Raw genomic sequence first — 26,588 nt, forward strand, 5'->3', positions numbered from 1 at the left:
AATAAAAAACATCATTAGTGATAATTATCACACTTTTCAGTGAAGCTTTTATGTCAATATCGGGCGCAAATAAAGGATCCAGAATAATAGTGTCTTTAACGTATCCGTTATGAGTCACTATTTCTATCAATGTTGAGCACACCTGATGAGTGCCCAACAAAATCAAGCCCTTACCAAAGGAAGATTAAGATGATGAAAAAAAACCTGATCACTGCAGCTATTTTATCTTGTACTGCTATGACTTCATTTACTGCTTTAGCTGATGGTCCAAATTTCTACGGTCGTGCTGATCTTGCACTTACGAACTCTGACTTGGGTGTCGCAACTCAAAACCAAAAAGACGGTACAGTCATTGAAAACAATTTCTCTTGGTTAGGTGTGAAAGGCACAGAGAAAATCAACGATGACTTCGAAATTCTTTACCAAATGGAATTCGGCGTAAGCAACTTTGATAATTCAGGTAACACATTCGCTGCTCGTAACACCTTCATCGGTCTTAAAACCAACGCTGGTACTGCATTAGTTGGTCGTAATGACACTGTATTTAAGCAATCTGAAGGCGGCTTTGACTTATTCGGTAACAGCAACTCAGACATCGACTTATTAGCAGCTGGTCAAACTCGTTCTGGTGACGGCATTAGCTATTACTCACCAAAGTTAGCTGACATGCTAACACTTAACGCGACTTACTTAATGGATGATAACTACGAATCACAAAGTGACTCTATGTACGCATTAAGTGCAACGATTGGTGATAGAGCGCTTAAATCTCACAACTTCTATGCAGCTGCCGCTTACCAAGACGGTATTACAGACATCGAAGCATACCGTGGTGTGGTTCAAGCTAAATTTGGCAACTTCATTGTTGGCGGTTTATACCAAAACACTGAAAGCCTAAAAAGCGAATTAGCACACCTTGAAGGTGACAGTTACTTCATCAACGCTGCATACGTGATGGGTAACCTTAAAATTAAAGCAATGTACGGTTACGATGATTCAGGTCTAGGTAAAATTGTAGACCGTCGTACTGGTCAGCTTGAAAATGACGAAGGTGCAAACGTATTAGACGCACGTAAAGATGTATCTGACGTTGAAATTCAACAATTCAGCATCGGTGCTGATTACCGTTTAAGCAACAACACTTTAGTATACGGTCACTACACGAAATACGACGGCGACATGAAGCTAAATGGTGTTGTTGAAGATTTAAGTGATGATATCTTCACTGTTGGTGTCCGTTTAGATTTCTAAATACACTGATAAGCTGTTGAATTAATTAACAGCGAATTGTTAAGCAAATGCTAAAGCGACCTCAATAGGTCGCTTTTTTTTGGGCTCAATATATCAAACGCACTTTTTCCTATGCAAAAATGCATAACGCATATGCAAATATCGCCAAAGAGTTAACAATTAAGCAACACCTTAACTATGCTTAAACCCTATTACAGCGGCACTTACACCATATCGCCAATTATGTGAACCTCCACAAAGGGGTAGTTTGCTAAATCACTGTTAACTAATAGCCAAAAGTCTCGAACTTGTCACATTTTTTCATCAAATCATTACGTTATCCCAAAAAGTTTGACATAGCCCACAACTTAAGCAGCTCAAACCTGCAAAAATTCCGTCAAGTTCATATCACAGTGCTATGTAAACCCATTGCCGCTGTGACTGAAATTCACTAAAACAACCCATAAAATGGGAATAGAACCTTAGGTTCTAAAGGGAGTATGAAGATGAAAAAGACGCTAATTTCAGCATCTGTTGCCTCTGTGATTGCATTAACTTCTTTCGGCGCAGCAGCTGAAGGTCCAAATTTCTACGGTCGCTTAGACCTAGCGGTAACTAACTCAGATCTAGGTGTGACTACCCAAGAAGGCAAAGAAGGCACTGTATTCGAAAACAACTTCTCTCACTTAGGTGTTAAAGGCAGCGAAAAGATTTCTGATGCTTTTGAAGTGCTTTACCAAATGGAATTCCAAGTTGAAAACACTTCATCTAGCTCTGATGTGTTCAAAGCACGTAATACTTACCTAGGTCTAAAAACTAACTTCGGTACTGTATTAGTGGGCCGTAACGACACAGTATTCAAGCAATCTGAAGGCGGCGTTGACGTTTTCGGTAACAGCAATGCTGATATCGATCGTTTAGTAGCAGGTCAAACTCGTTCTGCTGACGGTATCTGGTACTACTCTCCAAAAATCGCTGATTTAATCACGTTAAACGCGACTTACTTAATGGAAGATAATTACACCGATGCTGATGACAACGAGTCTTATGAAGATCAATATGCATTAAGTGCAACGATTGGTGATAAAAAACTTAAAGCGCAAAACTACTATGTAGCAGCTGCTTACAACACAATCGGTGGCATCGATGCATACCGTGGCGTTGCTCAAGTTAAACTAGGTGATTTTAAAGTAGGTGGTTTATACCAAAGCACTGAAAGCCAAACGACTGATCAAGAAGGTGATTCTTACTTCTTAAACGTGGTTTACAACCTAAACGGCGTTAACCTAAAAGCTGAGTACGGTGTTGATGAAGGTGGTTTCGGTCGTTACCTAACTAAGCAAAAAGCAGCAGATGGTGTTGTAACCGATGCTAGCATTACACAAATCACTGTAGGTGCTGACTACCGCATCTCTAAATCGACTCTAGTATATGGCCACTACGCTATGTACGAAGGTGATTACCAACTTGACGGTGGCCCAACCATCGATCTAGAAGATGACAACGTATTTACTGTTGGTATGCGCTACGACTTCTAATTAATGCCTCTTTCGAGAGTCTTTAGTTAATAAAAAAGCGACCTGATGGTCGCTTTTTTTATATCAATTTTTACTGCTAAATTTAGCCATTACTTTTTAGTTAAGATATATGCAGCTTCATTCAACCAAGGAACCTGTTTATTAATAAACCTTGGATTATCACGCAACACATCAGCGCACTCTAATAACTCAACGTCAAAAGATTCAGCTAGGTATGACTCTATCCAAGATGGGCTAACAGCAAATGGGGGGCCATTAAGTGTGTCTTGATCATAATCTAAGGTAATGAGTAAGCCCTTGACGCCTGATGGGATCAGCTCAGCTAATTTCTTGGCATACTGCTGACGCATTGCCTCTGGCCATGCAATCAATGCTGCACGATCATAAAAAGCGCCAATTTTTTGTGTGGTCGTCGCTGATAGCGTAAAGATATCACCTTGTATAAGCGTGATTTGATCTGTGGTGTACTCTTGATGCTCACCTTGCGCTTGTTGTGTAACTGGCAAAGTATTTTCTTTAAAAAAGTCTTCAACTGCAATTTGATTTAGCTCGCAACCTAAAACATTGTGGCCTTTCTCTGCGAGGTAACACATGTCTAACGACTTGCCACACAATGGAACAAATACCTCAGCAGCGGACGGTACAGCCAGTTGCGACCAATATTTAATTAGAAATTCATTTATTTGCGGCTGGTGAAAACCAATTTGCTGTTGCTGCCACTTACTGTGCCAAAAACTTGCTTCCATATCTAAGGTCCATGTCATGTAAATGAGCTTTACTCTAAATACAATGAACATAGGATGCAAATTGATTAGCGACACAACAGATAATCAGTAAAAACGCTTACTCATGTTATTGACTCAACTCGCCAACACAGCATGCTTACTGCCCTTCACCATCTAGAACTTGTTGCACCTTTTTAAGCCATTTACAGTTATCACATTGACAGTTGCGACGTGATAAATGATGTGGACTTAAATTTGAGTCAATAAAATCGACTGCAATCAGTAACTGTTGTTTCAGTTCATCAACGGATTTTTTTTCAATCGCAACAAGTTCATCATTGTGATTCATCCATATGCACTCTTCTCCTTGATGGCAAGTCGTACATTGTTCATCGCTGGCATTGTAAAACACCGCATGAGGACAGTGAGTCACTTCCATTGACTGTAAAATACGCTGGCGTGGAAAAGAAAACAGTGGAATTAAGTCAGCTTTTTTAATGTTAGGCATAAGCGCTCCTTGATTAACCCGAATCCGTTGATTCACTTAAATAGTACCTGTGTATAGCCCAAAACAACTTGATTCACGTCAAAGTTTACAACTCCCAATATTTAAGCTAGGCAGTTTCACTCGTTTTTGCTGAACAACTTGTCATTTACCGCATTTTATTTGAAATCAAACTGGTTTCTGCATTGAACTTGCTCTGCAAAAAACACCTTAAATGCAAGCACAAGACTTGCCTGACAATTCGAAATATGCGTTGATGTAGCAAGCACTCGATGAATAACAATGGGTGTAATAATAGGAGCAGCGTTTGCAAACACCTCAGCTACAGCACTTTTATATTAATGAAGAACAATCGGTTTATTTATTAAAAGCAGAAGATGCTCGAAAGCACCGTGCTTGGATAAGATTGTGTAATCAGCAGTTAAGTAAACTTGGTTATGCTGATATCGAATTTATCGGGAAAGGAGCTTATGGTTTTGTGTTTGCTGGTACAAACGATATTGGTGAATCGCATGTATTTAAGTTCTCCCGAATTACCCTTCCGCGTAGTGTGCAGGATAGACTTGAAGAAGAAGCCTTCATGCTCAGTCAACTCATGCATCCCAATGTGCCTAATGCGATAAAGTTTGAACGAGTCGGTAAGCAAGGCATCATGGTCATGGAGCGTGCTCAAGGAGAAGATTTAGATAAAATATGTCACCGAATGGGGGTGTTACCGGTTGCGATGATTGTCAGCATCGCCCGTCAATTAGCCAACCTCTTGTATTACCTTCGCACCGGAAAATGCTTAGTTCACGGCGACATTAAACCGTCTAATTTAGTGTATGACATTAAAAACGATCATTTATCGCTTATTGATTGGGGCTCTGCTGTCTTTGCTCAGCGTGATGAGAACAATAATTCCGTTGAAAATAACGTGATGTCTTTGATGTCCAACGACCAACAGCACACGAACGCCAGAATGGGCGATGTGTACTTTATTGGAGAGGAGCAGCTAAATGGTGCTCTTTCCAGCCCACGCTTTGATGAACAGGGTGTTGCCGCAACGCTTTATGCGTTGGCATCAGGGCAGATTAGCCGCTTTGGAAGCAAAGTGATTCCTGCCAGTAGCCTTGGTTTACCCATTGAACTTGCCCGCACTTTGGATGGCATGTTGAGTGACGATCTTGAGCGACGTAATCTTGCGGGCGACTACTTTTTAAAAAGTATGCGGCATAACCATCGTATGCATCTACCAAACATTACCACCCACCCGATACATGAAGACATTCCGTTGTGGGTATTACCTAAACAAAAACAAGTAGAGACGGTAAGTTACAGCTCAAGGAAGTCATTCCTTAAAGAACATAACACTCAAGATCCCATCGCTAAAATGGACGATGTGCAGCTTGAAAAATATTACCGTAACTTCCTCGCTGGCATGGGCGATACAGAAAAAGGGTTTGTCGCTGCCGTTGGAAAATTAGCTCAATATCCCATTGTTGGCGGGCTGGCTATTCATTGGCGAAAGAGTGGTGTGTATATTGATTCAAACCTTGCGATTTATGATCCTGAAACAAAAGATGTGCTCATTAAAGCAGTCAATAATATGGTGACTTTGGCGAGGGGAATTAAACGAATAGGGGTGTTTAAAGCCTGCTTTTTTAACGCAAAGGATACCTTACACCTTGAACGCCAACATGCATCAGAACCCTATCAAATGGTGAATGATGCCCAGCTAAGCTTCGAAGTGGGAGATGTTCCAGCCTCAGAAGGTCGCTCACGGTTACACTCCTACTTTGAAGACGGTAAAGACCCTGAAGAAAACTTAGAACTGCCAACCGAAATCATGACTGAATTGGGCTGGATCAACCAAATTCATCATACTGGCTGCATTATTTTTGAAGCCTTACCCAATCACTTAAAGATCCATAGCTATTTACGTTTACTAAACCCACGTAAGCAAGCTGCATTTAGGGCATCTTTAGATCGTATTTTACATCACGCGACTAAGATACAAGGCCATGGCGTATCAGGATTTATGAAGCTGCCTTATAAAAATACTCGTCAGTTTTCACATATCGATCGTAAAAGTGACCACTTTTATCCTAAAAACCCAAAACAAGCAGCGTTAAGTCCAGCTCAAAATGAGACGCCATAAAGCACCTTAGCAAAATTAAAAAGCCCAACGTGTTCGTTGGGCTTTTGGGTCGTTCGCATGTTAGATAGGTGAACCAGGCGGCATGTTAAGCGGTGATTCAATAAACCTAAACTCGTTTGAAGCGATGCCTTTAGCCACCCCTTGTAGAAGCCAGTCAAAATGAGCAGCTTGATAATTACTTGCTCGGTTACTACGACGTTTCAACTGTTTTTCAACATATTGCAGCCTTGCAAGCAATTGCGCTTTAACCTCTGGGGCCGTTGTTTCATGGTGATAGCTAGCAAGAATTTCGTCTAACACGACAGTATTAACCCGCATTTGTACCGCTAATAACTGGCCTCGCTGCAGATCTTGATATACCGTTTTCGCTAATAATTTATCGACTAAGTTCACCACTGATAATTGCTCTGAGTCAGTCATAAACCCTTGATTAACTCTATTTAAACGCTCTGGAGCCAATAAACGGTTAGCAATTTGTCGACTTAACACTTCTGCCATACCTATCGGATCAGTCAGCACACCTAAACCAGAATCGAAACTTTCACGAGTCTTACGATAGTTACCCGCTTTAGGCACCAAGATATCGGTAATCTCAGAAGGTACAGACAAACTTTGGGCTGAGATAACATTCAATAAAGCATCTAATGCACTGCGTTGTAATTTAGGCGACAAATAATGCCATCGCTCAGCAGAGCCTTGCTGTTGATAACTATAATCACTGCCGCCAATCCATTTAGCAGCGGCATCAATTTGGTATCGAGTCATAAAGTATACTGGCACAAACACGTCACTTAGCTCACCTAAAGGTTGCTCGCTAAGCAGTGCTTGAGCATTAAATTGCTCAATAGCCACTCTACGAACTTGCTCTAAGCGAGTAAGCTCATCTGCTGCAGATGCACCATTGTCCCATAAGCTCGCATAGGCATGGCTTGAAGCCGGTGAACGGGAATCAGCTTCTCCAATATAACGTAGACCTTGTGTTCTAGCTTGGCGAACCAACTCTGTTAAATTCGCTTCATTGCCGTAACCGTAGGCAATGGTAAACTTATCCCACTCCCCTATTCCTTCAGAATAAGGCGCTGAGATATCAATTTTGTCGCCATTTAACGTCGCCTTCGGATGAGGGTAATCCATGACAGAGGCATTATCATTCGTAGAAGCTGCAAAGTTATGGTCAAGCCCGATGGTATGGCCAATCTCATGAGCTGATAACTGGCGAATACGTGCCAATGCTAGGTTCATCGATGCTTGTTTAGCTGCATCTCTATCTTCCCAGCCTGCGGTTAATCCTCTGGCAATTAAATGATCTTGTTTTACTCGCAAACTACCTAAGGTCACATGACCTTTGATAATTTCACCTGTGCGAGGATCTTTAATGGATGCACCATAAGACCAGCCTCTTGTTGCTCTATGCACCCATTGGATCATGTTATAGCGAATATCTTGAGGATCTGCATCCTCTGGTAACATTTCCACCTTAAAGCCATCAATAAATCCAGCAGCAGTGAATGCATCCTCCCACCAACGAGCACCATCCAATAATGCAGTGCGGATAGGTTCTGGTACACCAGGGTCAAGATAATAGGTTATTGGTATAATCACTTCACTTGGTTCAATACCAGGCGTGACCTTTTCTAAACGATGTCTCAGTAGATATTGTTTACTGACAGGTGAGTCTATTGGGGCTGAGTAATCATAATATTCACCCGAAAGGTAACCACTCATCGGCTCATAAGCTCGAGGCTGATAGCCCGGCTCTGGTAATGCAACAAACGAATAGCGCATCCTAACTGATACAAACTTGCCATCGGGCGTAACTTGTCTCACTTGCTCGCCTGGCTTGCTACTATTAAAAGTCAGTAACACATCAACATCAGCATTTTTTTCGAAGGACTTCACCCCATCAGGTAAAATGACAGAACGTGAACTATCAAGATTATAGCTACCTTGTTTGGTGTCAGCTAACCGCTGGCCCACACCATGAAGATCGTTTAGCACTAATTGATTAACGGCCACAAGTGGCGTTTTACCTTCGACCACTTTACCCCGCCATAATACAGACTCTGCAAAGGCTTCTTTTACCGCTAATTGCTCAGCAGGGTTATCACTGCTTGCTCTATAAAAAGTATTTAATTGCTTTAATAAAATGTACGGGCCTTGACGCTCAAACTGAACCATACGAGTTTCGCCAAGTTGACCACGGTCTAAGCCAATGTCATTAGAACCAACACCATGTGGCAAGCTTGTGATGAGTAAAAATGGTTGGTTAAGTTTATTGGCCTCTAAATACAATTCACCAGACTGACTTTGATAATAGAAATTAATAAATCCGGTCGCTTTTTCACTTTGCTTAATCACAGTTTGGGCAGGTGTTGCCGCATATGCGATAACGGGGATGGCACTTAATGCCAATGCAAGTGCAATGCTGTGGCGGTTCATTTAACATTCTCCATTGTGTCAGTCAGCCAAATTTAACGGCTCGTCATGAGCCGTTAACCTTACGAGGCGCTATGTTTATTTTTATAATCAATCCAATGTTCTAAGGTATCAAACAACTCATTAAGCACAATTGGCTTAGTAATATGAGCGTTCATGCCCGCTTGTAGACTCTTCTCTCTATCACCTGACATTGCATGAGCCGTCATCGCAATAATAGGAAGCTGCTCGGTGCTAAAGCGTTTTCTCAGCTCTTTCGCCGCAGTTAATCCATCCATTACAGGCATTTGAATATCCATTAATACGGCATCAAATGGTTTACTGTCGATAATATCTAACGCAATTTGACCATTATCGGCCATCACGACTTCATAACCTGCACTTTTTAATAGCTCAGTCGCAACCTGCTGGTTAATAAAATTATCTTCAACTAATAAGACTAAACCAGCATCCTTGGTTTGCTCAGGATCTTCTTCAACGACAGGCGCCACATTCAATTTAGGTTCGGCAGCAAATGCGCCAATAATCTCATCGAATAAGGCTGACGCTTTAAACGGCTTTTGCAAAATAGCAAATACACGGCTTTCATCAAACTCAGCCTCAAGTGGCTCTGCTGAATAGGCGGTCATTAGAATAATCACCGGACGTTTTTTAAGGCGTCCATCAGCAACCATTTCATCAATAATATCAATAACATCTGCGCCATCCATTTCTGGCATCATCCAGTCAAGTAGCAATAAATCGACGTCACTGTGAGCTAATACTTCTAATGCCTCTGCGCCACTTTGTGCTGTTTTGACACCAAAGCTAAAGTCACGCATTACTGTTGAATATATCTGTAAAGCGCTAGGGTTATCATCCACTACTAAGGTTGTTAGGTTATTCAGTTGTTCAGGAACAACGAGCGGTTCAACGACATTCTCTTCAGCGATTTCAAAGCTAATATTAAAACTAAAGGTACTGCCCTGATTGGTCTCTGATTCCACTTGCATGGTACCGCCCATCAAGGACACAAGGTGTTTACTGATCGATAAGCCTAAGCCTGTGCCGCCATATTTACGGGTGGTTGAACCATCAGCTTGCGAGAAAGCATCAAACAATTTAGCTTGTTGCTCTTGGCTAATCCCAATACCAGTATCACGCACCCAGAATTTAAGTGTTATACGGTGATCTCGCTCACCCACATCTTCGCAACCTAATTCAATTTCACCATTTTGAGTGAACTTAACCGCATTGGATAATAAGTTCACCAAAACTTGGCCTAAACGTAATGGGTCACCATTGAGGATAAGTCCAGCTGTGACTGGTGCATAAAGTAACAGCTCAACGCCTTTTTCTTGCGCTTTTTGAGCGTTCATATCAATGACATGATCAAGCACTTTATCTAACGGGAACGACACTCTTTCGAGCTCTAGCTTACCCGCCTCAATTTTAGAGAAGTCCAAAATATCATTAATAATGCGCAATAAAGACTGAGCAGAGAAACCTGCCTTATTAAGATAATCTTGTTGCTGCGGATTCAATTGAGTGCGCTGTGCAAGCTGCAACATACCAATAATTGCATTCATCGGTGTGCGAATTTCGTGACTCATGTTGGCCAAGAATTCACTCTTATACATATTGGCTAATTCAGCATCTTGCTTAGCTTCTAGCAAGGCAACTTCATTACTTTTTTGACGCGTAATATCTTTATGAGTACCGAGCATACGTTTGGATTGGCCGTCATCGGCAAACTCAACAGCTCGACCTCGTGATAACACCCAATGGTATTCACCCGATTTAGCCCGCATACGATATTCAATTTCGTAAGTGCCAATTGGCTGCTTAGCATAGCCACTTCGGTACTCTTCAACTCGCATACGATCATCAGGATGAATGAGTGCATCGGTTGATGAAATAAGTGCAGGGAATTCATTAGGTTTATAACCTAGCATAGAATAAAACGCTGGATTACAAATCAATTGTTCAGAATCTAAGTACCAATCCCACAGACCATCTTCTACCGCATCCATCGCTAAATGATAACGTTCTTCAGAAAGACGTAACTGCTCGGCAGATTCATATTCACGAGTGACATCACGCCACACAGAAATCAACCCCAGTAACTCACCACGGCGGTTATAAAACGGCAGTTTTAAGGTATCGAGCAAGACGGTTTTCCCGCCAATGTCCATTTTCTCTTGGTAACGTAACAGTGAGCGATCACTTAAGACTTTTTGGTCTTCCTCTCTGATCCGCTCCCCTTGTTCATGGGTGCTGGCTAAAGAGTATTGCCCTATCATCTCGCTTTCTTTACAGCCCAGCATATACTCAGCAGATTTATTACAGCCTAAATATTTACCTTCTTTATCTTTATAAACAATTGCCTCAGGAATGGAGTCAATCAAAGAGCGTAATAATGCAAACTCTCGTTCACGTCGCTCTGTAGTATCACGCAAACGTTGAGTCCGTCGTGCCACTAAGTTATCCAATCGTTTATTTTGCTCTGCCAAATGACGGGTATATTGCTTGTTCTCTTCAAAAATACGGCTAACGAGTAAGAACCAAGGCTCCCAACCTTCAGTGATTTTCTTTGGCGGTGAAATCGGATCGCGTGAGCACTCTTCTAAGTGAGTTAATAAGCGGGATGCTGGATTGACGAATGAACGGCGAGTTTGCCAATGCACAATAGTCACCAACACAGATAAAGCCAAAACCACTAGCAAGAAAGTCAGCTTTAACTTATCCCACGCATCTTGGAACAATACATCTTCATCTTGTAGGTACAGTAAACGCCAAGGTGGATTTTGTAATGCCACTGAGTGAATGTAATAGCCGTTTCGCAAGATACCATCATGTGCGTCAAACAGTTCTGACTCAGGTAAGGAATGCAGCTCTGAAGGAATACGTTGGCTAATATGATAAACCCGATTCATATCGCTAGCTTCAAAGTCACTGTGAGACAAAATATTGTTGTATTGGTCTAATAGAATCACTGTCCCAGGCATCTTAAAATACATGCGCATTTGCTTGGCTAAAGACGCAAGGGTCATATCCAAGTTAATCGAGCCAATAAAGTCATCTTCTAAATACACTGGTAGACCAAGTGTGGTTAATAGACCACGTTCAGCAAGGTCTACATAGGCTTCACGCCAAAATACACTTCGCTGTGGATTCATTGCTGGCGTCGCCAACTGGAATTGCTTTTTATTGAGTAGCTCTTCTCTAAAGCGAGTTTCGTTGTTAGACCATGGAAACGATGACATGATCCTTTGCTTTGAAATGTAATAAATAGATGAGGCTTTCGGCGCTGCTTCTTTTGCTACCGGAAAAGATAATGACAGCTCAAACAGCATTTCTAATTCTTGATAAAAGGTGTCACTTCGACCATCTAACGACCCCATACCAGTGATCCGTCCCATATTGGTAAAAGGTTCACCACTTTGAGCATAACTGGGTTCTAGGGTAAAAAACTGACCATCTTCGTTGAACTTTTCATACTGAGGTAAACGGTCTTTTCGAACTAGCTCCCCCAAGCGTAAATTATCGACAGCCACGTTACGTAAGCTTTTAACCGCACGGATACTCGACTCGAGTAATAAATCAATCTGCAATACATGGCGAAGAACTTGCTCTTCACGCTCTTTGATCAATTGTGTTTTTTGGCGTTCAAATAACGTCCAAGCCGACAATAATGCCATCACAATTACACCGATATATGTATAAAAAACGGCTCGGTTATATTTTCTTTGGATCAGTGCTTTTAAGTGTAATTCTGGCTCTGTCGATTTCATTGAAATCCCTTTGTTTACTCATAGCGTCGATTAATAAAAGACATAAGGAGAAACGCTATGATGGCTCATTGATGCATATTATCAGGAAGGTATGCTTTATCACATAAATAACCTGCATCAATCGTTATAAATTGTGTCATTTTATCGTGTTTATTAACTGCCTCTAAAACATAGCAAATTATCATCATAGATTCATGGTCATTTAGTCAAATAGACAAGGAATTTTCAATATTGTTATCGCTCAATATCGGCGCAATAAAAAAGCCACTTTGCAGTAGCTTTTACAACAGACCTAATGATGCTTCATCAAGCCAATAAGCTATAAATGCTCCTCGGCAAATTCAGCTAACCTTGAGCGCACGACACCATTTAAATAAATGTTGGCACTGCCATCAAAATCCTTAAAGCGTTCCACAATATAGGTTAGCCCTGACGTGACTGCTGTCAGATAAGTTGAGTCAATCTGCGCTAAGTTACCGCAGCAAATCAACTTAGTGCCTTCTCCCATACGGGTGATCATGGTTTTAATTTGTGATGCCGTTAGATTTTGACATTCATCCAATAAGACTACTGAGTTTTGAATTGAGCGCCCACGCATAAAATTGACTGACTTAAACTGCACATTCGCTTTTTCCATGATGTAATTCATGCTCCCTGTCGGGTTAACATCATTTTTATGCAGCACTTCCAAAGTATCTGTAATTGCCGCTAACCATGGCGCCATTTTCTCTTCTTCGGTGCCAGGTAAAAAACCAATAGATTCAGCTATCTCAGGCGTGTTTCGAGTGACAATGACTTTTTCATATTGCTTTTTCTCTACCACAAGCTCAAGCGCTGCTGCCATAGCAATTAGGGTTTTACCGCAACCAGCTGGACCGGTGAGAATCACTAAATCAATCTCAGGATCTAATAAAGCATTAAGCGCCATGCCTTGATAAATGTTCTTTGGCTTAATGCCCCATGCTTGCAGATGTTCAAGTCGATCTCGGCCGTAATCGATTATCGATAAATGAGTATCAGTTCGGCTTTCGACCTTGCCACAAAACTCAGTTTCTTGATCAATTAAGTACTGATTTTTGTAAAAAGGTTCATTACCCACCTCATCAAGGCTGACTTGATGCAAGGTTTTCCCACCCACTCGGTCAGTTGATACTTTTTCCACGTTCGCCCAAAAGTCACCGTCAAACTGATAAAAACCTTTTGCCAAAAAGCGAATATCGTCAATCAGCTGGTCAGTTCGATAATCTTCAACCCGTTCAATCCCCGCCCCTTTGGCTTTAAGGCGCATATTGATATCTTTTGTAACCAACACAACTTGGCGAGCTTGATTGAGGTTTTGTAAATGTAGTGCGGTATTAATGATGCGGTTATCGTTATTGTCGCCAGGTAACGCCCCTGTGGTGAAATCGATTTGATGGTCGGGGAAAATGGATAAACTGCCGGATACATCAGAGTGTCCTTCCCTACTGGGTAGAGCGACACCATTGAGTATTTGTTCTGGAGAGGTTTTCCCTCCGAGGATATCTTCTAACGCTCTAATAGCAACCCGGGCATCGCGGCTGATATCGTGCTTTCTGTCCTTAATATTATCTAACTCTTCTAACACTGTCATTGGGATTGTTACGTCATGTTCCTTAAACGAATATATCGCTAAAGGTTCATGCAGTAACACATTGGTATCCAGTACAAACAACTTTCTGTTGTCATGTTCCATGGCGCCTCCAGAGTGCTCAATGCAAAGGGTAAACTAAGGAATTAATCCAATATAAACTCCTGAAATAAATAAACTTACATATAATTATAGGTGAACAATTTCGTAAATTGCACAATTAAACTATGCCAGTAAATTTATCGACGCTCAATAGTTAATCAGATGTTCACTGTGTCAGTTTACGAGAAAGAAGATGACATTGAGATGACAGAACTGTGTCAAAGTTAGCCTTGATTACATAAAATTGCCGATCATGAATATTTAAATCGCTGCTAGAATTTAAATCTACTAGCGTTTGTTATAACATACGCGCCCTTTGTTTTAATCAGCCCCAAATGAGAGTCAAAAATGCCGTTTGCTTTAGGTCAACGTTGGATTAGTGATACCGAGTCAGAGCTTGGTTTAGGTACTGTCGTCGCCGTTGAAGGTCGCATGGTAACAGTGTTATTTCCTGCCGCCGATGAGAACCGTCTTTTTTCACGCGATGAAGCACCATTAACACGTGTAATCTTTAATCCAGGTGACTCAATTGAAAGCCACGAAGGCTGGAAACTCACTGTCAGCGAAGTCGAAGAAAAAGATGGGCTAGTTACCTATATCGGTACCCACAGTGAATCTGAAGAAACGGTACGTTTACGTGAGACTTTACTCAATCACAATATCCGTTTTAATAAACCTCAAGACCGTTTATTTGCAGGGCAAATTGATCGCTTAGACCGCTTTGGTATGCGTTACCAAAGTCAGTTACTGCGCCATAAGTTAGCAACATCTGATTTATTGGGCCAACAAGGACCACGGGTAGGCTTAATTCCACACCAACAATGGATTGCTCATGAAGTTGGCCGCCGCTATGCTCCACGTGTTTTACTGGCTGATGAAGTGGGTTTAGGTAAAACCATTGAAGCAGGTTTGATTATTCACCAGCAGCTACTTACTGGCCGTGCTGAGCGTATATTAGTAATTGTGCCTGACACATTACGCCATCAATGGTTGGTCGAAATGCTACGCCGCTTTAACTTAAAGTTTTCAATCTTTGATGAAGACCGCTGTGTTGAAGCTTATGCGGATAATGACAACCCGTTTTATACAGAGCAGTTAGTCATATGCTCACTTGAATTACTTCGTAAAAAACGTCGTTTAGAACAAGCTATCGACGCCGATTGGGATTTAATGGTGGTTGATGAGGCACATCATCTGGAGTGGAGCGAAACAGCCCCAAGCCGTGCTTATCAAATCGTTGAAGCCTTGAGTGAAGAAGTGCCTGGCGTACTGCTACTTACTGCAACCCCAGATCAACTTGGCCACCAAAGTCACTTTGCACGTTTACGTTTACTCGATCCTGATCGTTTCTACGACTACAACGCATTTCTAGAAGAAGAGAAAAGCTATCAAAGTGTTGCTAAAGCTGCTGAAGCACTGACCGCCAACACTAAACTGGCCGATAGCGCCATTAATAGCTTAACTGAGCTTTTGAGTGAAAAAGATATCATGCCAAGCATCAATATTATCCAAGCAGATGATATTGAAGATGATACTAAACAATCTGCTCGAAAAGAGTTATTACAAGAATTACTCGACCGACATGGTACTGGCCGTATTTTATACCGCAATAGCCGTGCTTCAGTCAGCGGATTTCCGAAACGCTTTTTCAATCCGCAACCATTAGCCATGCCGCAGGAATATATTACTGCTGAACGTGTTAATGCAATGATGGGATCGAAAAAATCACTACAAGATCAAGCTAAGCAATCATTAAGCCCTGAGAAACTTTATCAAGCATTTGAAACTGATAGTGCAAGTTGGTGGAAGTTCGATCCTCGTGTTGACTGGTTAATTGATTTCCTTAAAGAACACCGCAGCAAAAAAGTACTCATCATTGCCAGCCAAGCAGAAACGGCGCTGAGCCTTGAGGAAGCATTACGTACTCGTGAAGGTATTCAGGCCACTGTTTTCCATGAAGGCATGTCGATTATTGAACGTGATAAAGCGGGTGCGTATTTTGCCCAAGAAGAAGGCGGCGCCCAAGCGCTTATTTGTTCAGAAATTGGCTCAGAAGGACGTAACTTCCAATTTGCTAGCCACTTAGTGTTATTTGATTTGCCACTAAACCCAGATTTATTGGAGCAGCGTATCGGTCGTTTAGACCGTATCGGCCAGCAAAATGATATCCAAATTCATTTACCGTATTTGCAAGATACTGCGCAAGAGCGCTTAATGAATTGGTACCACCAAGGGCTTAATTCTTTTGAGCTGACTTGCCCAAGTGGTCATATTCTTTATTCAGAGTTTGCCGATGAATTAACAGCAGTGCTCAATGATGATGACCCTGAATTAATGACGCAACTGCTTAATCACACCCAAGCTAGATACCAAGAGCTTAAACAAGCCATGGAAAAAGGACGTGATAAGTTATTAGAAATTAACTCTCATGGCGGCGAACAATCAAAACAGTTAGTGGAGCGTTTAGCCGAGCGAGATGCTGATACTCACTTAATTGGTTCTGTAATTCGTTTATGGGACATTATTGGTGTCGATCAAGAAGATCGTGGCGAAAACTCGATTATATTGCGCCCGAGTGAGCACATGTTATTCCCGTCATATCCTGGGTTACCTGAAGATGGTATTTCAGTGACATTTGACCGTGAAACCGCACTTTCTCGTGACGATATTGCGTTTATTTCTCAAGAGCATCCATTAGTGCAAACGGCTCTTGATATGATCACCGATTCAGAAACCGGCACTACCAGTGTTGCGGTGTTAAAGAATAAAGCGCTACCAGCGGGAACCCTGTTCTTAGAATTGATTTATATGGCAGATGTTTCAGCCCCTAAATCATCGCAGCTATACCGCTATATGCCACCAACACCTATACGTGTGTTACTGGACAAAAATGGTCAAAACTTGGCAGAAAAAGTCGACTACAGCAGCTTTGATAAACAACTCAGTGCAGTTAATCGCCATATTGCCAGCAAGCTCGTTAATGCATCTCAGCCTATTCTTCATCCGCTATTAGCAAAAGGGGAAGAGCAAGCACAGGCAGCATTAGCCAACTTGGTTGAGCAAGCTCGTGAAAAAATGACCACACAATTAAATGGCGAGCTCACCCGTTTAGAGTCTTTAAAAGCGGTGAATCCAAATATTCGCGATTCTGAACTCGATTATATCCGTAATCAAATGGCTGAGTTAAACAGCTATATTGACGACAGCCAATTCCAGCTAGACGCAATTAGAATGGTATTAGTCAGTCACGTATAATACACTGCATAGATGAAGCAAAAGCCCTGAACTTCAGGGCTTTTTTGTAGGCGATTTTCATCCAACCGGTAAGAAAGCGGCAATGACACTCATCAAGCAGATCTTATTTACCTTCATCCTCACCTTAAGCATTGGCACGAATACCTTTGCCGAGTCATTATTCGCCCCCGTCAGTGACGAGCAAAAGCAGCAAATCATTGTTCAAGATAAACCCATTGATGTCATAGTTAAGCCTTGGCAAGGCAGAAAACAGCGTGGCAGCGCTATCATTCTTGGGCCAACTGAATCAGACGCTACAGGACTGGAAAGCAGCCGTTATATGCGCTTGCAATTACCACTCTCAGGCTGGGCAACGATTAGCATCAAGCCAACCGAAGGCTTATATCGTCCTAATTTTGCAACTGATGCAGATCAAATTAACAAGGCAGGTGAAAAGCAGCTAACGCTTGATGCGCATCAAATGACGCCTAAGTACACCTCCAGTCAGTTATTAGAGCTCAATAATTTCCAACAAAAAGTGATTGAAGAATCTATTGCTCAGATAGAAGGAGTGGCTGCGCAATACCCTGGGAAACGGATTATTATCGCAGCAGATGATAGTGCGGGTATGGTCGTTAATCTACTTCATCAAGATAAATTAACTAAACCTGACTTGCTCGTTATCATTAATCCTTATCGCGAATTTGAACAATTGATTGATGAACAAAACCGAGGCTTGAGTATTGCCAAGCAACTAGCAGGGTTAGACATTCCCGTATTGGACTTGCAATCGGCTAACGGACATAAGGCCGCATTAGCGCAAAGCATAGAGCGTAAAAATAGTAATTTAGTTAAATCAGCAAATTTATATCGACAGTATTTATTACAATTAGATTTGAGCCATCAAGGTGGCTGGGATGAAGCGTTAGATCATATTGAAGGCTTTGCGAGAAAAATTGCTGGTTACTGACAGTTTCAATAACTATTGGCCAATAACCAGCAATCTAACACTTGGCGAGGTTAGTCTTTTTTATCTTTACTCAACATCAAAGACAGTGCGACTAACACCACAATAATTCCCATGTAGAGCAAGTCGAGCATCGACTGAGGCTTCATTTCAGTAAAATAAGAAAATACCTTGATGATAAGCATCATCAAAATCACTTTACCTAGCTTACTTTTGAGCGAATCAATGCTGCTAATCACTAAAATGCGGCCACCGCTTTTGGTGTCATCGGCATTTTTTAAATCACTGATAAACAACTCATACAGACCAAAAGCAAAAATAAGCATGACAGCGCCGAGTAAGAAAGTATCTAAAATCTCAACCACGACCATAATAATGTCGTTTCTTATTTCGTGGCTACCAGAAACGATGTAACTCCAAAGTAGTGCCAATAAATGCACCACATCTTTGATCCCTACAGTAAAGATAACCAGCGCCCCGACAACACAAGCAAGCACGCCAACCATCACTGATAATCGGCTGCTCCATAACAATTTTTCAAACGTTTCACGCATAAGACAATCTCAAGTTGCACAATCAATTTTGGCGCTGATAATAGCAAGCTTTTAGCTCCGTCGGCACTCATCATTTGAGAATTGTTACTCTATGATAGTGAAGTAAATAATCGACTTAATCTCGTACACAGTATGAAACTTGGGATTTACCAACCCGACTGCCTATCTTGATAGGGTTTACCTGACTGCTTAATTTCACGATGACTGGCAATCAAACGATTCTTACCTAAAAGTAATCGAATCTGACTCAAAGACTCTCGGCTCAATAAACTGCGTAACGTCCCCGACCAGTTCTTATTGATACTCAGCTTAATAGCCGCATTAGTATCTGGCGAACGCTGCATTAGCTTTTCTGCATAACGTGTCGCCATCTCTAGCGGGTTATCATGCACCTCTGTGACTAAACCAAATTCAAGCGCTTTGTCAGCAGTGATAATATCTGCGGTATAGGTCAATTGCATGGCCTTGTCTTTAGTCATGATTTGCCTTAACCCAGCAAGTCCAGCCATATCAGGTAATAAGCCCCACTTAGATTCCATGATTGAAAGCTGAGCGTTTTTACTGGCAAATCGAAAATCTGCACCTAATGCGATTTGCACGCCACCGCCATAGCAAAACCCTTCAATGACACATATCACAGGAATAGGAAGCTGCTGCCAACCTAAAGAAACTCGCTGAGCTAAATTTGCATTACCTGGCAACCACTTAAAAAGAAGTTTTAATGCGGGCATCATTGATTTTGAAACACTTTTAACGTCCAAACCAGAACTGAAATTCCCGCCAGCTCCGGACAGAATAACCGCCCTAACAGCAGTGTTTTTATGTAGTTTTTTGATGGTTTTATCGATTGCTTGAAACAACTCAATATTCAATGCATTGTATTTTTCAGGCCGATTTAACGTTACATAGGCAATGCCATTGTCTATCTTTAGCGTAACGAGTTTACTCTCCATGATTCATCCTTTACTGGTCAGTCCAGATCTTAAGTTATCATAAACCAGCAATTTGGCGAATAGTTAACCAAGGTGAGCAAAGCAACAATTTTTACATCCACCTCCAAATACACCCGTTAGTACACAAACGTTACGCCATAGAGCCTTTAGAATGCCATAAATGATACATTTTTATGATAAACGCCAAAATTCTGTCGATTTTTAATGCTAATACTCAACAATAAGTTGTAAAATATTGTTTAATACATTGTAGAAAGACACTGCAACGCAATATCACCATGTTGAACTGCAGGAATTAAAGAGATGAAAACTGTCTTTTTTTGCAACGACTACACTTAAATAATAATAACCCTGTAAAAGGATCCTCTGTCTCTATGACTATTCCTATTTTGATATGCGATGATTCAGGATTAGCTAGAAAGCAAATGGCGCGCACACTCCCAAAAGAATGGGATGTTGAAATCAGCTATGCCACTAATGGAGCGGAAGGTCTTGAGGTTATCCGTGCTGGGAAAGGGGAAATTGTCTTTCTCGATCTCAATATGCCAGTCATGGATGGTTACGAGGTATTAGAAGCGATTCAGCGAGAGGACTTACCCGCCCTCGTCATCGTGGTATCTGGCGATATCCAAATCAAAGCTCATGAGCGAGTCAAAGCATTGGGTGCTTTGGATTTCATCCAAAAACCGGTCAGTGCTGATGCCATCAGTAATATCCTTGAAGAGTACGGCATTTTGACCTTAGCACTTAAAGATGCTGCTGATGACACGCCGATGTTTGAGGTTGATTTACGTGATGCCTGCCAAGAGATTGCTAACGTCGCAATGGGCCGAGCTGCGGATCTACTGGCCACGTTATTGGATGTGTTCGTGATGCTGCCAATTCCAAATGTGAATGTTCTCGAAGTCAGTGAGCTCACTATGGCGCTTAAAGCTACAGAAGAAAGCTCAAAAATTTCAGCTCTCTGCCAAGGATTTATTGGCGCAGGTGTGGCTGGTGAAGCGTTATTGTTATTCCATGATTCTAGTTTTACCGATATGGCCAAACTCATGGGCCATAAAGATCCTCAAGATGCAGCCAATGAAGTCGAAGTATTAATCGATACTGGCAATGTTCTGATCGGCGCATTTCTCAATGGCATCTCAGAACAACTGGATATGAAATTTAGCCAAGGACATCCAGTGGTATTGGGCAGACATTGCACTGTCAATGAATTGATTCATGATAATTCGGAAAAATGGCAACGCACCCTAGCAATGGAAATCAACTATCAAATTGAAGATCATAATGTTCAATGCGATTTGCTGTTGCTTTTCACCGAAGATTCCATCCCAACACTTAATTTTAAGTTGGGCTATTTACTTGATTAATCATGATTTTAGCGATTCATATTCGCTAGTCATTAAAATAATAACAATGTTGGATGTTACTCATGTCTACTGATCAAAATGCAATGAACGAACTTCACTGGCTCATTGATATGGTGCAAACCATAGAAGTTGGGCTAGTCGTATTAGATCGTAATTACAATATCCAACTTTGGAATGGTTTCATGGAAAACCACAGTGGAGTTTCGCCAAATGGCATCAAAGGTAAAAACCTTTTTGATACATTTAGCGACCTGCCAAAAGAGTGGTTAACCCAAAAAATGGAATCGGTTTTCCTACTAAAGAATCGTTCGTTTATCAGCTGGGAACAGCGTCCATATGTGTTCGAGTTTAAAAACTACCGTCCAATTACAGGCCGGGCAGATCATATGTACCAAAATATCACCTTGCTGCCTCTGGCATCACTCACAGGGAATATTACTCACATCAGTATTATTATTTATGATGTTACCGATGTCGCTATAAACAAATTACAGCTTAAATCTGCTAACGAACAATTGGAGAAACTGAGTCAAACTGACAGTTTAACCCAGTTATTTAATCGTCGTCATTGGCAAGCTTGTTTTGAAAAAGAGTATGAACGCTATGCGCGCTACGGTGAAAGTGGCAGCATGATCATGATAGACATTGATAACTTTAAACAAATCAATGATAAATACGGCCACCCTGCGGGCGATAAAGTGATTCAGAGTATTGCCCATATACTTAAACAGTCTTTGCGTGAAACAGACTTTGCAGGCCGCTATGGCGGAGAAGAGTTTGCCGTTGTCCTCACTAATACTAATGCTGATGAGTCTAAGTACTTTACGGAGCGATTACGTAAAAAAGTTGAAGCATCACAAGTGGTGTATAAAAACCAAATTATTAAAGTCACCATTAGTATTGGGGTAAACGCGTTATCAGAACAAACAAAAAACAGTGCTAGTTGGCTTGCGGGTGCGGATAAAGCTTTGTACCAATCTAAAGAGAATGGCCGTAACCAAACATCAGTGTTTAAAGAAGAGTCTTAGCACCTCGCTAGTAATTAATTGAATCGCTAATGATTGACCAGCAATGATGAAACCATTCTTTAGGTAACTAGCCGACAATAAAAAACCACTCAAATGAGTGGTTTTTTATATTTAATCAGCGATGAAGATAGTCGTCGTTATTCTTCGTCGTACTCTTCATCAAGTTCGTCTTCATCACCAATAAAGAATGTGCCCCAACCGTCATAATCTACTTTTTGCTTTTGAGCTAAAATCATAAGCTGCTCACATGCTTTATCCAGTAAGTCAGCCTCTAAAGCATGATTTGCAATCGCGTCAAAGCAGAAAATTAACGAACCATCTTCAAGTTGCATTTCTTCAGCATCATTAACTTCAAAGCCAAGCTTAAATGCATCAACAGCCGCTTTTTCTAAACGATCAAAATTAGTCGAAGAAAAGTGATGCTCAATCGTGTATTCAGCATCAGCCTGCGAGCCATCATCAAGTAATGCTTGAATGATTTCACGGTTCTCAGCAAACTGCTCTTTTAGTAGACCTTCAATAGACATGGAGTGACTCCGTTAACAAAAATTATGCGGCTAATGGTCAATTATACTTGATAAACCTATTGAGGTTTAGCCATTAATGCAGATGCTTCTTGATTTAATTCAGCCAATCGAGCCGACATTGCTTCATGTACCTTAGCACATAGCTTTTTCACATCCGCTTTATCAACACCTGCAGTCGACATAGGAGCCATCATCTCAACAATCACCACACCATTGTTCCAACGATTTAATTTAATGTGATTTTGACAAGAGGCAAGGACCGGTACGATTGAAGCTTTCGCTGCGATAGCAGTATGAAAAGCCCCAACCTTAAAAGGTAACAAGCCACGTCCACGAGAACGTGTTCCCTCAGGGAAAATCCATACAGATAATAATTTGTTTTTCATTTTCTCGACCGTTTTAGCCATAGTATCAAATGCACTATGACGGTTCTTACGGTCAATAAGAATATTGCCTGATAACCAGTAAATTTGTCCAAATAGCGGCATCCAAGCCAAACTTTTCTTACCTAAACTCACCGTTGCTTTAGGCACAGCAGAAGTGTGGGTAAATAAATCAAAGTTATTTTGATGATTAGCTAAATAGATTTTAGGCTCTTTAGGGTTTTCTTCTGCTGCGTGACGCGTGATCACCTTGATACCTAAAATAGGAGCAACTGAAGCAAAAATACGTGCAATAACATGTACATTGTCACGATGCATAGGTCTAACAAGACAAAGGATTATTGCGAAAAAAAACGCCAGTGTTAATAACACTGCAAGAATAATTGAACGAGCAATTAACAGCACAAGCAGACTCCTGCGAAGAAAGTGGCGACAGTATAGCCAGCACAGTAGCTGGACTCAATGGTTTGTTTAATTTCAGTTTACATTTGTAAGCTAAAATAATTATACACTAGCCCAGATAAAAGAATGGTGCGTTAACATTAACGCACCATTAATTCTGTACTTAGTGACTTCAATCGCTAGTCTTATACGCTTCACAAACCGCTTTTAATCAGACATTGCTAGTTTGATTAAAAGACAATAAAACACGCATAGTAATAGCACTGAACGCTAAGGCTGCCACTATTGCGGCACCACTAGGCAAATCATAACTGGCAGAGAGTATAAGCCCTGCTAAGTAGCCAACAAATCCAACCACATACGTCAGCACAAGTTGCCCTTTACCATGGTATTTATTCAGTGCTAAGGCGGGCAAAATTAGCGTACTAAAGACTAAGTAAACGCCAACTAATTCAACCGACAAGGTAATCACTATCGCAAATAAGAAGTAGAACCCTGCACCATCAAGTACTTGTGGCCTAATGACCACCAGTAACAATATCGCAGCAGACACCACACCTGGTAATACGAGTTGCGACCAGTTAACCCATAATATTTGCCCTGACATTAATTGTTTTAAGAGCTCTGCGCCATGAGGATCGTTAGACAATAACAACATCGCGGCCACAGCACTCAACACATAAAAACAACCGATAATAGCTTCAAGTTCATCAGCAAAACGTTTTGAAAGCCAGGCAATAAAGCCCGCTCCCGCTAACGCAAATAAAGCAGGCATCCATACATGAGAAAAAGGCAGCTCTTCTAATCTATGATCCATATGCGACACAATGGCACCTAAAGCCGCCACTTGTGCAATGGCTAAATCAATAAAGATGATGCCACGTTTTAGTACCTGACGACCTAAGACCACATGCGTAGACAGCACCAATATCCCCGCAACAAATGCGGGGAGCAGTATTGGTAGCAGCTCGAGATCAAGCATAGGCTATTGCACCTCTGTGAGTAACGAAATCACGCTATCATATAGGCTAAATAAATCCTTGCTATCATCATTACCACCAACAGACATAGGCAACATTATCACTGGTAAATCCGTTCTTTCTCCTAGCCAATTGGCACCACGATCATCCTGATACGAAGTGAACAATATAGCCATGACATCGCCTTCTTGGCTGCGACTAACCAGCTTAGCAAGATGACTACTGCTAGGTGGGATCCCTGGCTTTGGCTCTAAATCAGCAACTTGCTCCATTCCTAGCCAGTTGAACAAGTAACGAAAGCTTGAATGGTAAGCAATCACTTTCTTACCTTTAAGCCCTGCTGCTTTTTCTTCCCACTGAGGAATCGCTTTTTGCCACTTTTCACTAAATGCAGCAAGGTTTGCTTGGTAACTCGTCGCCGAGTCAGGATCAAGCTGCGTCATTTTGGCAGATAAGGCATCTGCTACCTGTAGCAACCTGCTAGGGTCAAAATGCAAATGTGGGTTACCTTTGGCGTGAACATCTCCCATTGAGCGGTCAACATTCTCAAGTTGATCTAGCGTCTCAATATGTTCAGCCGCATAAAACAAACCATTATCTGTTGAACGCACTTTATTGTTCGATGCTTTCATTTGCAGCATAGGCAGCCAACCTATTTCAAGGTCAGCACCAGCACAAACCACTAAGTCTGCTTGACGCATTTTGGCAATCAAGCTTGGTCTAGCTTGTACTTGATGCGGGTCTTGTAAAGCACTCGTCGCCGAATACACTTTCGCATCAGGTGCTAGCTCTTGGCTTAAGGCTGCATATTCAGGCTCACAAGCAAACACATTCAATTGTGCGTTTGCTGAACCCGCCAAAAAGGGACTAAATAAAGCACCTATGGCGATTAGCGTTTTAGAATTGATGCGCACCGTGAGCTCCTAATGTCATGACATACTGTAGGGTTACGATATTATCGTCTTCAAAACCATCAAAGTTGGTACCCTTCTGATTAGTATATTGTAGACGTACTGTCGAGAAGTGACTGTGATGCCACGCTAAACTAAGTTCGGTTTCTTTTAGCTTTTGCGCATCTAAATGATCGCCATGAGCTTCGAATGTATCAACCTCACCGTAACGTAAACCCGCTGACCAGTTAGGAGAGAACTGGTAAACACTGCTTAAGTACCAACCTTCATGGTAATCGTTATGACTTTCTTCACCGTGATCATCATGCTCTTCATGATCATGTACCTCTTCAAATGAGAAGATATCATTCACACGGAAGTACTCACCGCTCACTGTTAAGTGTTGATACTTATAGTTGCCGTTTGGAGCCCATTTGTAGACAAAGTCGGCGATATAAGTGTTTTCGCCCGTGTAAGATGCACTATGAGTATGACCTTCATGATCATGATCGTCATCAGCAATCACATCATGTTCGTGCTCATCTTCCCCTTCTACAACACCTTGACCATTTGAGTTACGTAAATAGCTTAAGCCCACCTGCCATGAACTTGATAAGCCAATATCACCACCAAATTTAGTGAAGGCTGAATAAACCCCTACCGTATCGAAATCGCGCTCGCCATGCTCATCTTCGGCGCGCATTTTGTCACCTTTGAATGCTTCAACACCCATTGTCCAATATAGATCAGTTGGTGCTACATACGTTAAACGAACACCATCATCAAAATAATGGCCGCCCATAAATGCACGATACGCACCTGGACGATCAACGAATGCATCTGTGTGTAAATGTTGGTTATTTAAGTAACCGACATCAGATAAAAAGCGACCAGCACGAATCCCTAGACCACCCGGTAATCCCATGGTTTGAATGAAGGCTTCTTCTAGTTCAATTTCAGTTTCACCGTCATGAGACTCTAAAATGGCAGTCACTTTACCGTAGAACATGTCATCGATGTTGGCACTGATAGCAAGCTCTGTTTCGCCTAAACCAAACCCTTCACTACGGCCACCTAAGCCACGATCGCCTGTTTGATAAAAACCATCTAAAACGGCACTTATATTAGGATTTGTTAGGCTAGAATCTTCAGCAAAAGCATGAGTAGAAACCAAGGCACAAGCAGCTGCAACCAATGAAAGGTGTTTGTTTGAGTAAGACATTTTTTCTCCAAAATACAACA

General features: G+C 41.6%; 19 protein-coding genes. 7 read left to right on the plus strand and 12 right to left on the minus strand.

The annotated features are described in order from the left end of the window. Positions 1-192: 192 nt before the first annotated feature. The gene (locus AN944_RS00905; protein WP_055022756.1) at positions 193-1,251 is read left to right on the plus strand and encodes a porin; all 1,059 of its coding nucleotides are present in this window, start codon (positions 193-195) and stop codon (positions 1,249-1,251) included. A gap of 485 nt (positions 1,252-1,736) precedes the next feature. Continuing rightward, complete coding sequence (locus tag AN944_RS00910) at positions 1,737-2,768, plus strand: porin (protein ID WP_055022689.1); 1,032 nt, start codon at positions 1,737-1,739, stop codon at positions 2,766-2,768. Positions 2,769-2,857: 89 nt separating this feature from the next. Here AN944_RS00910 and AN944_RS00915 read toward each other — a convergent pair whose 3' ends face one another. Then, positions 2,858-3,514 (minus strand): thiopurine S-methyltransferase, encoded by a 657-nt coding sequence (locus AN944_RS00915; protein WP_055022690.1) that lies wholly within the window; start codon positions 3,512-3,514, stop codon positions 2,858-2,860. Between the two features lie 136 nt (positions 3,515-3,650). Further along, positions 3,651-4,001 (minus strand): hypothetical protein, encoded by a 351-nt coding sequence (locus tag AN944_RS00920; protein WP_055022691.1) that lies wholly within the window; start codon positions 3,999-4,001, stop codon positions 3,651-3,653. Positions 4,002-4,305: 304 nt separating this feature from the next. Between AN944_RS00920 and AN944_RS00925 the strand changes: the two genes are divergently transcribed. After that, positions 4,306-6,138 (plus strand): protein kinase domain-containing protein, encoded by a 1,833-nt coding sequence (locus AN944_RS00925; RefSeq protein WP_055022692.1) that lies wholly within the window; start codon positions 4,306-4,308, stop codon positions 6,136-6,138. A 60-nt stretch (positions 6,139-6,198) separates the two neighbouring features. Here AN944_RS00925 and AN944_RS00930 read toward each other — a convergent pair whose 3' ends face one another. The 3 genes from AN944_RS00930 to AN944_RS00940 all read right to left on the minus strand — a co-directional run bounded on the left by AN944_RS00930 (position 6,199) and on the right by AN944_RS00940 (position 14,061). Continuing rightward, positions 6,199-8,577: a zinc-dependent metalloprotease gene (locus tag AN944_RS00930; RefSeq protein ID WP_055022693.1), complete on the minus strand. Its 2,379-nt coding sequence runs from the start codon at positions 8,575-8,577 to the stop codon at positions 6,199-6,201. Between the two features lie 59 nt (positions 8,578-8,636). Next, positions 8,637-12,347 carry a response regulator gene (locus AN944_RS00935; protein ID WP_055022694.1) on the minus strand — a complete coding sequence of 1,237 codons (3,711 nt, stop codon included), beginning with the start codon at positions 12,345-12,347 and terminating at the stop codon, positions 8,637-8,639. Between the two features lie 319 nt (positions 12,348-12,666). After that, positions 12,667-14,061 carry a PhoH family protein gene (locus tag AN944_RS00940; protein ID WP_055022695.1) on the minus strand — a complete coding sequence of 465 codons (1,395 nt, stop codon included), beginning with the start codon at positions 14,059-14,061 and terminating at the stop codon, positions 12,667-12,669. A gap of 345 nt (positions 14,062-14,406) precedes the next feature. On the opposite strand from AN944_RS00940, the gene rapA reads away from it, so the two are divergent. Together rapA and AN944_RS00950 are read left to right on the plus strand one after the other, a co-directional pair. Beyond that, positions 14,407-17,313, plus strand: a complete 2,907-nt coding sequence (gene rapA, locus AN944_RS00945) for an RNA polymerase-associated protein RapA (protein ID WP_055022696.1) — start codon at positions 14,407-14,409, stop codon at positions 17,311-17,313. 82 nt (positions 17,314-17,395) lie between these two features. Next, positions 17,396-18,262 carry a DUF3530 family protein gene (locus AN944_RS00950; protein ID WP_055022697.1) on the plus strand — a complete coding sequence of 289 codons (867 nt, stop codon included), beginning with the start codon at positions 17,396-17,398 and terminating at the stop codon, positions 18,260-18,262. Positions 18,263-18,312: 50 nt separating this feature from the next. On the opposite strand, the gene AN944_RS00955 is transcribed toward AN944_RS00950, so the two are convergent. Further along, positions 18,313-18,813 carry a YqhA family protein gene (locus tag AN944_RS00955; RefSeq protein WP_055022698.1) on the minus strand — a complete coding sequence of 167 codons (501 nt, stop codon included), beginning with the start codon at positions 18,811-18,813 and terminating at the stop codon, positions 18,313-18,315. Positions 18,814-18,959: 146 nt separating this feature from the next. Next, positions 18,960-19,766, minus strand: coding sequence for a crotonase/enoyl-CoA hydratase family protein (locus AN944_RS00960; protein ID WP_055022699.1), 807 nt, complete (start codon positions 19,764-19,766; stop codon positions 18,960-18,962). A gap of 374 nt (positions 19,767-20,140) precedes the next feature. Here AN944_RS00960 and AN944_RS00965 point away from each other — a divergent pair, with 374 nt between their 5' ends. After that, on the plus strand, positions 20,141-21,136 hold the full coding sequence (locus AN944_RS00965) for a response regulator (RefSeq protein WP_055022700.1): 996 nt from the start codon (positions 20,141-20,143) through the stop codon (positions 21,134-21,136). Between the two features lie 62 nt (positions 21,137-21,198). Beyond that, positions 21,199-22,164 carry a sensor domain-containing diguanylate cyclase gene (locus AN944_RS00970; protein ID WP_055022701.1) on the plus strand — a complete coding sequence of 322 codons (966 nt, stop codon included), beginning with the start codon at positions 21,199-21,201 and terminating at the stop codon, positions 22,162-22,164. A 137-nt stretch (positions 22,165-22,301) separates the two neighbouring features. Here the strand turns inward: AN944_RS00970 and rraB are convergent, their stop codons facing one another. The 5 genes from rraB to AN944_RS00995 all read right to left on the minus strand — a co-directional run bounded on the left by rraB (position 22,302) and on the right by AN944_RS00995 (position 26,568). Continuing rightward, positions 22,302-22,691: a ribonuclease E inhibitor RraB gene (gene rraB / locus AN944_RS00975; protein WP_055022702.1), complete on the minus strand. Its 390-nt coding sequence runs from the start codon at positions 22,689-22,691 to the stop codon at positions 22,302-22,304. 56 nt (positions 22,692-22,747) lie between these two features. Then, positions 22,748-23,479 carry a 1-acylglycerol-3-phosphate O-acyltransferase gene (locus AN944_RS00980; protein WP_055022703.1) on the minus strand — a complete coding sequence of 244 codons (732 nt, stop codon included), beginning with the start codon at positions 23,477-23,479 and terminating at the stop codon, positions 22,748-22,750. A gap of 208 nt (positions 23,480-23,687) precedes the next feature. Then, entirely contained in the window at positions 23,688-24,458 is a 771-nt protein-coding gene (locus tag AN944_RS00985; protein WP_055022704.1) for a metal ABC transporter permease, read from the minus strand. A 3-nt stretch (positions 24,459-24,461) separates the two neighbouring features. Beyond that, positions 24,462-25,370: a metal ABC transporter solute-binding protein, Zn/Mn family gene (locus AN944_RS00990; protein WP_055022705.1), complete on the minus strand. Its 909-nt coding sequence runs from the start codon at positions 25,368-25,370 to the stop codon at positions 24,462-24,464. After that, positions 25,354-26,568, minus strand: coding sequence for a hypothetical protein (locus AN944_RS00995; RefSeq protein WP_055022706.1), 1,215 nt, complete (start codon positions 26,566-26,568; stop codon positions 25,354-25,356). Before AN944_RS00995 ends, AN944_RS00990 begins: the two co-directional genes overlap by 17 nt. Between the last annotated feature and the right edge of the window lie 20 nt (positions 26,569-26,588).

Origin of the sequence: Shewanella sp. P1-14-1, from assembly GCF_001401775.1 — a bacterium.
GTDB lineage: Bacteria > Pseudomonadota > Gammaproteobacteria > Enterobacterales > Shewanellaceae > Shewanella > Shewanella japonica.